This is a genomic window from Pedobacter puniceum (assembly GCF_009674685.1).
Lineage (GTDB): Bacteria > Bacteroidota > Bacteroidia > Sphingobacteriales > Sphingobacteriaceae > Pseudopedobacter > Pseudopedobacter puniceum.
Map to the genome: position 1 here is coordinate 308106 of NZ_WKJI01000004.1, position 12606 is coordinate 320711.

General features: G+C 36.0%; 6 protein-coding genes. 5 read left to right on the top strand and 1 reads right to left on the bottom strand.

The annotated features are described in order from the left end of the window. Positions 1-5 precede the first annotated feature (5 nt). The 5 genes from GJJ64_RS14965 (at position 6) to GJJ64_RS14985 (ending at position 10703) form a co-directional block, all read left to right on the top strand. Positions 6-1961, top strand: a complete 1956-nt coding sequence (locus GJJ64_RS14965) for a RagB/SusD family nutrient uptake outer membrane protein (RefSeq protein ID WP_154288563.1) — start codon at positions 6-8, stop codon at positions 1959-1961. Positions 1962-1993: 32 nt separating this feature from the next. Further along, positions 1994-4861, top strand: coding sequence for a SusC/RagA family TonB-linked outer membrane protein (locus GJJ64_RS14970; RefSeq protein WP_154288564.1), 2868 nt, complete (start codon positions 1994-1996; stop codon positions 4859-4861). A gap of 18 nt (positions 4862-4879) precedes the next feature. Then, positions 4880-6703: a RagB/SusD family nutrient uptake outer membrane protein gene (locus GJJ64_RS14975; protein ID WP_154288565.1), complete on the top strand. Its 1824-nt coding sequence runs from the start codon at positions 4880-4882 to the stop codon at positions 6701-6703. Positions 6704-6733: 30 nt separating this feature from the next. After that, positions 6734-9064 carry an IPT/TIG domain-containing protein gene (locus GJJ64_RS14980; protein WP_154288566.1) on the top strand — a complete coding sequence of 777 codons (2331 nt, stop codon included), beginning with the start codon at positions 6734-6736 and terminating at the stop codon, positions 9062-9064. 76 nt (positions 9065-9140) lie between these two features. Continuing rightward, the gene (locus GJJ64_RS14985; RefSeq protein ID WP_154288567.1) at positions 9141-10703 is read left to right on the top strand and encodes a sulfatase family protein; all 1563 of its coding nucleotides are present in this window, start codon (positions 9141-9143) and stop codon (positions 10701-10703) included. A gap of 684 nt (positions 10704-11387) precedes the next feature. On the opposite strand, the gene GJJ64_RS14990 is transcribed toward GJJ64_RS14985, so the two are convergent. Then, a complete protein-coding gene (locus GJJ64_RS14990) occupies positions 11388-12530 on the bottom strand; it encodes a T9SS type A sorting domain-containing protein (protein ID WP_154288568.1) in 1143 nt (380 codons plus the stop codon). Positions 12531-12606 lie beyond the last annotated feature (76 nt).

The window sequence follows — 12606 nt, forward strand, 5'->3', positions numbered from 1 at the left end:
AGATTATGAAAATTATAAGAAATACAATCATTGGTTTTGCAGGTGCTTTATTAGCGTTAAGTACCTCATGTCAAAAATATTTAGAACAACCTAGTGATAGTTTTATCACAGTAGACTCTGTTTTTAATAATCCTGATAATGCCATGCGTAGCTTATTTAATGTTTATGCTACTTGTGTGGTTGATGGTTTTATTACCGGAAGCGGTGGTACTGGAAGATCGGATGCTGGAACCAATGATGGATTATTACTGGCAGCATCAGACGAAGGAGACCAGATAGGTACAGCCAGTGTAGCCAATACTTTTACACAAGGTTCTTGGGGACCAAACAACCAAAACGAGTTCAACCTGGGTAGGGTTACTTTAGGAATAAGAAATGCCTGTATCTTTTTAGATAATGTAGATAAAGTACCTTTTATAAATGGTACCCAATTTAACTGGACTCCACAGCTAAAAGCACAAACCATTGCAGAGGCTAAAGTTTTAAGAGCCATGATGCATTATGAGATGATGATTAGATATGGGGGTATTCCAATTACAGACCGTACTCCAGAAATTGTAATTGTAGAAGAAAATGGTATCAAAAAAGCTGTCGTTATTCCTGATGCTCGTCGTCGTCCTTTACAAGAAGTAATAGATTTTATTGTAAGAAGTTGCGATGAAGCAGTACCCGATTTACCTAATACATATCCATCAGCAGATTTAGGTCGTATCACTAAAGGTGCAGCTCTGTCTCTAAAAGCAGTTACTTTATTGCATGCTGCTAGTCCTTTATATAGCTCAGACACCCCTCCAGTGGATTTTGGTGCTAATAATAACCTTTTGGTATTAGGCGGTAATCCAAGTGATGTAGAAAACAGGTGGAGAGCAGCCGCAGTAGCAAATAAAGAAGTTATTGATTGGGCTGCTGCAAATGGTAAAGAATTGTTAGATGATGCTTCTTTAGGAAAAAGAGAAAGTTATAACTATGCTACCGGTAGGGTATTAGATCCTATAAATAAAGAAATTATTCATTTTGATTTTTCTAGATCTACACTTCCAGCAGGAAATAATTTAATCAGATGGGGATGTCCTATTTATTTCTCATGGGGTAATACTGTTATGGCTTTGCCTATGAATTTTATTACGAAGACTTATCGGGATGTTAATGGTAATGATATTGTTTTACCAACTGAGGGAAGCTTTACACAGTTTAAAAACATTATGAGAAGGGTAGAACCAAGATTTCATGCAACAGCATGGGCACCTGGCTTTCAGTATACTTATACAGGTTTAATGAACACTCAAGGAGGGAATGATACCGCTAAGTTTTTAATTAGAAGAGGTGGTCCAACAGGTGCTTTTGAAGCGATGGGGGCTGGTCCGCAATTATTAGTTAACGGAGTTCCTAATGGTATCCATCATAAAAAGTTTATTAACTTGGTTAGCGGTATAAACGGTACTATAGATGCTTATTGGCCAATATTTAGATTAGCGGAGTTTTACTTGAACTATGCCGAAGCTTTAAATGAATTCCAACCAACCAATCCAGATATCATTACTTACTTAAACCTTATCAGAAGAAGAGGGGGTTTGCCAGATTTAGCTCCGGGTAACGCTACTTATGACCAAAATTTTGGTAATAAAGAAAGAATGCGTGAGGTGATAAGAAGAGAAAGAGCAGTAGAGCTTTACGGAGAAGAACATCGGTTTTTTGATGTAAGAAGATGGAAAATAGCAGAGCAAGATGGTGTGATGAAAGGCGAATTTTTCTCTTTTTTCTTGTTTGAGAGGAATGCAAGCGATAGATATATAAATCCTAGTCCAACGATGACTCAAGCTCAAAGAATCGCAAATGATAACAGGCTTAACTATAGGATTGTAAGATATGAGACAAGGATCTTTGAGCCTAAACATTATTTCTATCCTTTCCCAGTTGCCGAGGTTAATAAAGGGTTTTTAGTTCAAAATCCAGGTTGGTAATTAATTTTTCTATATCCAAGAATTATCATAAAATGATTATAAATAAATTAAATAGCATATTACTGGGAGGTATTTTAACACTTAGCCTCCCTGCTATTGCTCAAGACAATAAAGTGGTGTCTGCAGCTAAGCCAGATACCACCACTCAAGAAAAGAAACAAACTTTTTTAGAGTATGATGTAAATGTTTTGTTTGGCCCTAGGGTTAAAAGGTCTGCGCTATCATCAGCCATATCAACTGTTAAAGCAGAAGATACTAGAAGTTTTAATACACCAAAATTTGGTAATACCTTATTAGGTCAGTTAAGTGGCTTATATGTTTCTGCTGCCGCTGGTGCACCAGGTGATAATGATAACCCGGGTTTATCTATCAGAGGCCGACAAACTTTTGGTGATAATGGTTTAGTTGTTTTGGTTGATGGTTTTGAAACCGATTATAATAACCTACTTGCCGATGAGATTGAGAGTGTATCTGTACTAAAAGACGCTGGTTCTTTGTCTATTTATGGTTTAGATGGTGCTAATGGTATCGTTTTAATTACGACCAAGAGAGGTAAAGTGGCAGATAAAAACCAAATTACATTTAATGCCAGAGCAGGTTTACAACAAGCAAGTGTTTTACCTAATTTTTTAGGTAATGGCGATTTTGCTGAACTATATAATGTAGGTATGCTAAGCGATGGTAAAGTGATTAGTTCAGGTTTATTTCCTAGTCAAGCTATTGTAGACTATTATAAATCTGGAGAATATCCCTTTCTTTATCCAGATGTAAATTGGTATAATGAGGTTTTAAAGCCTACTACTAATAGTCAGGATTATAACTTAACTTTTAGAGGAGGTAAACCTAATGCTAAATATTTTGTGGCTTTAGGTTTGGCAGATTATAACGGACTTTATGACAATACCGATAAAGATCGCTTAATCAATAGCAATTATAAATTTAGAAGGTATAATGTTAGAGCTAATTTTGATGTAGATATTACTGATTTTTTAAGCTCAGAATTTAGTTTAAGAGGTACTACATTAGATAAAAAATATCCCAATATTGCCGAAACTGCTATTTGGCAAACACTTGGTACTTTTAATCCTTACCCGGTACGTACGCCAAGCGGAAGATTTGGTGGCGCACAAGGTTACAGGGCCAACCCAGTTGCCTCAATTTTACAAGGTGGTTTTGGTTCTTTAAACGATAGAACAGTTGATGCTAACGTTAAAGTAATAGGTAAGCTAGACTTTATTACACCAGGTCTAAAAGCCTTTGCACAATTAAACTTTAATAATTTCTATTTTTCTTTTTATAATAAAACCAGAGGTTTTGCTTTTGAAGAAATTATTCCTTTACCAAATCAAGCTATACCAGGCGAACCTATTCCTTTCAATACTATCCTTAGAGGTGATAATAATCCTAATTTTGCATTTAGCCAACCTTCAGGAACACAAATAAATAGAACAACGTTTATTTCGGGTACTGAATATGAAAGAGCGTTTGGCAATCATCAAGTTTATGCTTCTGCTATGTATTTGCAAGAAAAATTTGAGTTTGCTGCATCGCAAATTCCTTTTGCAAAGCAGAATATTATGGGACGTTTGTCTTATAACTTCAAAAGTAAATATTTTGGTGAGTTTACTTATGCTTTTAGCGGCTCAGAAAGTTTTCCTAGAGGAAGTAGATTTGGTTTCTTTCCAAGTATTGCCGGTGGATGGGTACTAAGTGAAGAAAATTTCTTAAGAGGGAACAAAACTGTTGATTTCTTGAAGTTAAGAGGTTCTGTGGGTTTAACTGGTAATGATAGGGCAGGTAGCACAGGAAGATTCATTTATAACCAATTTTATTTAAGATCTGATAATTATTTATTGGGCAATAACTTAGGTGTAGATGCTACAACTTTTGAACAAGGTCCTTTAGCAAATCCCGATGTTACATGGGAAAAAGCTTTGAAATATAACATTGGTTTTGATGCTAGCCTTTATAAGCGTTTAAATGTTGCAGTTGATTATTTCTATGAGTATAGAAATGATATTTTTATCAGTCCTTCAAATTTTATTCCAGCTGTTATAGGTGCAACTTTTAATAATCTTAATCGCGGCGAAACAGAGAATAGAGGTGTTGATTTAACTTTATCTTACAATGGTAAAGTTAAAAATGTAGAGTATTATTTTGGAGGTAATGCTTCTTATGCTAAAAATAATATCATTAATATAGAAGAACCTTTAAGAGCTGATACTTATTTGTATGCAAAAGGCAATCCTATCAACCAACCTTTTATTTTAGAAGCTGTAGGTTTTTTTCAAGATGCTGCAGATATAGCTAATAGTCCGCAACAATTATTTGGTAGAGTTTTACCAGGTGATATCAAATACAAAGACCAAAACAATGATGGTTTTATTGATGATAACGACCGTATCCCAGTAGGTAATACTAGTTATCCAAGTTTTTGGTATGGCTTTAACGGTGGCTTTAAATTCAAAGGGTTTGATTTAAACGCCTTTTTTCAAGGTGTTGCTGGTAGAGATGTTTCTATACAAGGTGCAGTAACGCCAATCTTGAATAATATCAAACCTACGCAATGGGTAAAAGATAACTACTGGACCCCAGAGAGAGGAAACAGTGCACAATTCCCAAGATTAACAACAGAAGCTAATGATAACAACTACAGAGCTTCAACTTTATGGCAGCGTTCTGGTAATTTCTTAAGATTAAGAACTTTAGAGTTGGGCTATACCTTCCCAAAACAGTTAACGCGTAAAATTAATGTTAATAATTTACGCTTATACATCAGTGGTAATAACCTATACACTTGGGATAACATAGATGAAATAGATGTAGATCCGGAAATTTTAAATCCTTTAACGCATCCAATGCTTAAAAGCTACAATGTTGGATTATCTCTACAATTATAATACGCTAACCATAAGGTCATGAAAATGAAAAAATATATATCAATTATACTCTTAGCTGCAACTACTTTTGTGGGTTGTCAGAAAGATTTTCTGGATACAGAAATACAGCAAAACTTTGATGAGGAATTGTTCTTCAGATCAGGCTTTAACAACCTGAAAGCACTAGGAATGGAGTCTTACAATTACCTACCACAATTTAATAGATTTGGTAATGGTATGTTGGCTGCAGCTAGTGATGAGGCTGATTTTGCTATCCCATCAAATTTACAGCGTTTCAATACCGGTGCTTTAAGCCCTTTTACCAATCCAGATGATGTTTATGCTAATTATTATCGAGGAATACGCCATGTAAATCTTTTTTTGGAAAAAACAGAAGATTACAGAAATCAAATTGTACAAGATACCATTGGTCCAGAAAAAGCTATTTACATAGATAATCTTGATGATTTTACCAAACTTAGAGCAGAAGCAAGAGTGCTAAGAGCTTTCTTTTATTTTGAGTTGATAAAACGTTATGGCGGTGTACCTTTAGTAACTACCGTTTTAAACGAGCAGCAATCTAGAGAAGTTACTAGAGCTACTTTTGATGAGGTTGTAAACTATATCGTAAGCGAGTGTGATGCTGCTTATCCTATTTTAACCAATCATTATGTAAATTATGGTATACCTACTGGCGAGACTGTAGGTAGAGGTGATGCTCCGGGCAGTACAGATATCAGCAGAATTGGACGTATAGAAAAACCTGTGGCTTTAGCCCTTAAATTGAGAGCTCTGCTTTATGCCGCTAGTCCTTTACATAACCCTAGTAATGACGTTACTAAATGGCAAAAGGCTGTAGAAGCTGCTATGCAGTTGTTTTCAGATCCTAATAGTGCTCATGTAAGGCACATCTTTGGTAATTTCAAAGATTTATTTCAATCTCAAAATACAGCTAATACTTTAACACCAAGAAAAGGGGCTAATACGGGTATTATATTAACCAGACCATTTGCTAGAAGCTCCAATGCTTTTGAAAGAGCTAATTACCCTGTAGGGATGACAAATGCCGGAGGCGCTGTAACAGCACCTTCACAAAATTTAGTTGATGCCTTTGAAATGCGTACTACAGGTTTACCGATTACTGACCCAGCATCGGGTTATAATCCTAATGATCCTTATGCGAATAGAGACCCAAGATTAGCTTTTACTGTTGCTGTAAATGGATCTAACATGGGGGTAGTAGGTACAACACCTAGACCAATACAATCTTTTGTAGGTGGAGTAGATGGTATAGGAGCAAAATTTGGAGCAACAACCACAGGTTATTACTTAAGAAAAATGTTGGTGGAGAATTTTGATCCTAGCAGAACTGATGGTAGACCAAAAGCCTGGGTTTTAATGCGCTATGAAGAGGTTTTATTAAACTTTGCCGAAGCAGCTAATGAAGCTTATGGGCCAGATGTTGTTCCGCCAGCTTCTAATGGCTTTAGTACTACTTTAACTGCAAGAGCAGCAGTAAACCTTATTAGAGCGAGACCAGGGGTGGCTATGCCAGCTATACCAGCAGGTTTAAGTAAAGAGCAAATGAGAGAGCGTATACGTAACGAAAGAAGGGTAGAACTTGCTTTTGAAGAACACCGTTTCTTTGATGTAAGAAGATGGAAAATTGCTGAAGTTACCGAGAATCAGCCGCTTAGAGGTATGCGTGTGCTTCCTAATGGTTTAGGTGGATTTACTTATCAGGTTTTTGAAGTAGAACCAAGAAGCTTTGATGCAACAAATAATAAAATGTATTTATATCCTATACCTTTCCAAGAAATTGCAAAGAGTAATGGTAAACTCACTCAAAACCCAGGGTGGTAAAATATTAAAGATTTAAAAGTGGTAATAGTTATGAGAAAGTTAGTTTATTTATTTGTAGTGTGTTTAATGCTTACTTCTGCTTGCAAAAAGAAAGAAGTTGATGGCGGGCAAGTGAAGGGATTAACCATTAATGATTTCTTTCCTGTATCTGGTAAAGATTCTACTATAGTTACGATAAATGGAGCAAACTTTAGTGCGGCTGCTAATTTAAATTTAATTACCATAGGTGATTTTAGCACTACCCCAACAACAGCATCTGTAAATAAATTGGTTTTTGTAATTCCTCCCGGAATTCCATTGGGTACTTATCCCATATCGGTAAAAGTAAATGGGGTAACCGTAATAGCTAGTGCTAAATTTACGGTTACCCAAACCAGTGGAGGTAGTGGTATTGTGAGTACGGCTAAATTACCCATTGATGCTGCTATAGTTAATAAAAGCTTTATGGATTGGGGTAAAGCAGGGGTACATCCTAGATTATTGTTTTCAACAACAGATATTTCTAGAATTAAATCCTTAGCACTTACAGATGCTTTTGCAAAACCTACTTATGATAATATCATTTCAAGAGCGAATACGATTTTATCATCTCCATTATTAACATACGGTTTAGATGGTGCTAGATTAAGAATAAACAATATTCACACTTTTTCTAATGATCAAGTGCCATTTTTAGTATTGGCCTACCAATTTACTAAAGATGTAAGGTATGCTAAAAGGTGTTGGGATCAGTTTAACGCTATGACAACCTGGCCAGATTGGGGTGGCACACGTCATTTCCTAGATGCGGGTATTGCTGCTAAAGCGGCTGCTATGGCTTATGATGGCTTATATGATTACTTAACCGCAGATCAAAGAGCGAAATTAGTTAAAGCCGTAAGAGATTTTGTTTTAACCCCAGGTATGAATTTGATTGAAAGAGGCGTTGGCCCTTTTAGATGGAATTTATCTAATGATAACTGGAATGGTATTTGTCACGGTGGAATGATTATGGCAGCTCTAGCGATGTATGAGACAGATGCGGCCTACATGAGCCGAGTGATTGCTCTATGCGCTAATGGCACTTTGAAATATATTCAATCTTTAGATCCTGAAGGAGCTAGCGAAGAAGGAATGTCTTATTGGAGCTATGGTTTAAGTAATACTTTTCAAGCTTTTGAGTCAATGAAAAGGGTATTAAGTACCACTTATGGTTTAACAGATAATAATGGTTTCAGGCAAACAGGCTGGTTCCCTTATTATATGTCTGGTCCGGTAGGTACAGCAACTATTGGTGATGATTTTATTTACTCAGGAAAAGCGAATAAATTTTTGTCTTATTTCTGGTTTGCCAATCATTTTAACGATGCAGGCTTAGCCAAAGCACATTATGATGCTTGTATGGAGCGTAATGCTGCTTCTAGTATTAAAATGAATGGCTGGTTAGATTTACTGTACTATAGTCCTCAATTAGTTAGTCAGGGTAGTGCAGCTTCTTACCCGCTTTTTGGTCATTTAGAGGGTATAGAGTATATGTATATTCATGAAAATTTTAATAGCGACCAAGCATTATATGCTGGTATTCACGGTGGAGCTAATGATGCTAGTCACGGGCATTTAGATGCAGGTACATTCTTTATTCAGGCTTTGGGCGAAACCTATGCCCAAGGGAATTTAGGTGCAGAAAATCCGTATCCAGGAGATTTTTTCTCTAATGCTACGCCAACTTATGCAGCATCGCCAACCAATTCCTTAGGTACCATTGGCAGATTTTCTTATTACCGTGTAAGAACAGAGTCTAAAAACTGTTTAGTATTTAATCCAGATGCCAGACCAGAGCAAAATCCAAGTGGCAGAGCTACTATTAGTAAACAAGGTCATGATGCCTCAGGCGGATATTTCGTATTGGATTTAAGTTCTTGTTACAGTAGAGATGTAAGCTCCTATAAAAGGGGAATGAAAATGAATAGAAATACAGGTATAATTACCATACAGGATGAGTTTACGCCAACACGTAGCTCAACTGTTTATTGGATTATGCACAGCCCTGCAACAGATGGTTTACAAATAAGTAGCGATGGAAAAACTGCTGCCATGAATAGAAATGGTAAACTTTACTATGCTGTTATTAAATCACCTTCAAATGCCACTTTTACTAAAATAGATAGGTCTGAAACGTTACCACTTTATTTGCCGGAAACTGTTAATATTTTTTCTACAGCAATGGCCAATAAGAATTCAGCAAATAGGTGGTATGGTAAATTACAGATTAGACTTTCTGGCGTAAATAGTGCTACAAGAATAAGGGTGGATTTTGTTAAGTCTGCATCAGCAAATACACCAGCTATGGCAGATTTAGATACATGGACAAGCACTAACTAATATAAATTAAAGAAAAGTTGAAGTCTGCCATTTATTTCATCATGAAATGAATGGCAGACCTTTTTATTTTTATAACATGCTAAAACGTCAATTAAAAATCACTGTTTTTTGGATATTGTTTTGGAGTGGCAGTTCGCTATTTGCCCAAAATGCTATCGTTCAACAAAAAAATGCTTCTCTAAAGTTAGAAAGTATTAAGGGGCAACAACCTAACAATATTGTTTTCATTTTAACTGATGATCATCGTTTTGATGCACTTGGTTTCTTAAAAGCTCAAACTTTTATTAAAACCCCAAACTTAGATTTTTTGGCCAAAAATGGGGCTTACCTACCTAATGCTTTCGTGACTACTTCTTTGTGTTCGCCTTCGAGGGCTTCTATTTTAACAGGTTTATATGCGCATAAACATAAAGTGGTAGATAATCAGAATCCAGTATCGAAAGATTTGGTGTTTTATCCCCAGTATTTACAAGCCAAAGGTTACCAAACAGCATTGATAGGTAAGTGGCATATGGGTGGAGACTTTGATGACCCGCAACGCGGTTTTGATTATTGGGTGTCTTTTAAAGGGCAAGGATCTTATCTGCCAGATGCCCATGGCTTAAATGTAAATGGTAAGCATGTAAAGCAAAAGGGCTACATTACCGATGAGTTGGCAAATTATGCCATAGATTTTATCCAAAGCAGAAAAAAAGATAAGCCATTTATGCTTTACCTTTCACACAAAGGTGTACATGCCGATTTTATACCGGCAGATAGAGATAAAGGGATGTCTGCAAATCATCAATTTATTGCACCTAAAACCATGCTTAATGGCACACATCAGGGAGCGCCCATGTGGTTACAAAACCAACGCAATTCTTGGCATGGGGTAGAGTTTCCTTACCATAGTAATTTAGATATTGGCGAATATTATAAAAGATATGCTGAAACGCTTTATAGTGTAGATGCATCCGTAGGTAAAGTAATAGAAACTTTAAAGCAGCAGGGTTTATTAGAATCAACCCTTATTGTTTATATGGGAGATAATGGTTTCCAATTTGGTGAGCATGGTATTATTGATAAGCGTACAGCTTATGAAGCATCTATGCGAGTACCTTTGTTAGCTTATCATCCTGCATTAATTAAACCAGGCACTATAGTAAAAGAAGTGGTAGCTAATATTGATATAGCTCCAACATTTTTAGAACTAGCAGGTTTAAAAGCACCTTCTTATATGGATGGACAAAGCTTTTTACCTCTTTTACAAGGTAAGCAGCTAAATTGGAGGTCGGGATTGATGTACGAATACTATTGGGAAAGAAATTATCCGCAAACACCAACCATACATGCTTTACGTGGCGATAGGTATAAATACATTCATTATCATGGAATTTGGGATACCGATGAATTGTATGATTTACAGGAAGATCCAGAAGAAGCAGTTAATTTAATTAGAAGTCCTAAGCATCAAGAAATTGCTAAGCAAATGAATCAAGAATTATTTTCGAAATTGATGCAATCATCAGGAATGTATATTCCACTTTATCCAGATAGTGGGGGACAGAGTATTTTAAGATACGAATATGGCTCACCAGCTGCAGAATTTCCATCTAATCTTAAGAGGAAAGAAACAGTAAATAACGCAGAGCACAAATGAAAATAAGCCCCGACTTGATAAGTATCGGGGCTTATTTATAAGATGATAAATAGGTTTAACTTGTATATAAACTCCTAAGGGAAATAGACAAAACTTCTATACTACTAATAACCCCAACGGGGTTTAATTCTTACAAGAAAATCATCGTCGAGATACTAACCCCAACGGGGTTCAATTCTAATAAAGAAACTCATCGTCAAAATACCAACCCCAACGGGGTTCAATGTCAATAAGAAACTCATCGTCGAGATACTAACCCCAACGGGGTTCAATGTCAATAAGAAACTCATCGTCAAAATACCAACCCCAACGGGGTTCAATGTCAATAAGAAGCTCACCAACAAGTTATCAACCCCAACGGGGTTCAATTTTAATAAGAAGCTCACAAACAAGTTATCAACCCCAACGGGGTTCAATGTCAATAAGAAGCTCACCAACAAGTTATCAACCCCAACGGGGTTCAATTTTAATAAGAAGCTCACAAACAAGTTATCAACCCCAACGGGGTTCAATGTCAATAAGAAACTCACCAACAAGTTATTAACCCCAACGGGGTTCAATGTCAATAAGAAACTCACCAACAAGTTATCAACCCCAACGGGGTTCAATTTTAATAACAAAAAAAAGGTGCTTCATCAATAGATAAAAGCACCTTCTAACAAAAACCAAACTATTAAATTAAGACTACTTCACTACTTTTTGCGAGCCAAGTACTTTTCCATTTAAAGAGATACTAACCAAATACACTCCTTTATTTAAGCTACTTGTGTTTATAACCGCTTGGTTATCACCACTAGCAGCATTTACTTTAGTTTGACTGATAGTTCTTCCTTGTAAATCCTGAAGAGAGATGATAGCCTCACCTGTAGCACTTGCATTAAAGCTGATATTTAATTGGTCTGTAACTGGATTAGGATAGCATGTTATCTTAACATCAGCGTTAGCTAAACCATATTGCACAACTTCAATATCAGAGTATTCAAAAGTACCATCTTGGTCTACCATTTTCAATCTGTAATAGTTGTTGCCATTTACCGGATTGTTGTGCGTGTAGCTGTAAGTATTTTTACCACCGCTGATAAATGCACCATTAATAGCTTTAAAATCAGAATTGTCTGTTCTATGTTCAACCTCAAAACCATTGAATTTCTCTTCTGAAGCAGTTTTCCAATTTAATACAACACCATTTGAAGCAGCTTCAGCTACAAAATCAGTTAAGGTAACTGGTAAGGTAGTAGCTGCATGGAAATAAATATTATCAACATAATAATCAAACAAGCCTGTTCCTTCTATCAAGATTTTCCACACATTACTTTTTTGAGCAACTGAAGTAATTAAAAAATCATAGCTATTCCATGCGCCTTGAGTAAAGGTTGTAGGAGTTAATAAGGTTTCAGAATTAGGAGTTGCACTTACTCCATCAGGCCCATAGTCAATAATTTTAAATTTAGGCATCCCACCATTTGGAGTGAAAATATCAATATGTAAGTATCTAGCAGTAGATGCATTAATTGTTGTAGCCAATAATATTGGCGTAAAAAATCCAGTTGTATTAGTAAAAGTATATCTTAATATTTGATTTCCGTTGATACTTAAATTTGGATTTAATGTTCCAGGATTAGCGGCATTTAAACCATTTAAATTCGCTCGCCCCGTACTCTCATTAAACTGTGAAACAGTTACCGCAGGTGTATAAGTATCACTAAAAATAGATTGTACAATAGATGCGTTGTAAGGAGGTGTTGGAGCATTAACAGTAGGTGCTTGCGCCTGTACACTAAAAGTTGCCGCTAATAGTCCAAAAAAAGTTAAGTAAGTTTTTTTCATGTTGTATTAATTAAGTTTAAAAAAATGTATTCTAATAAATTTTATGAGCACTTTATAATTGATGTATACAAAAGTA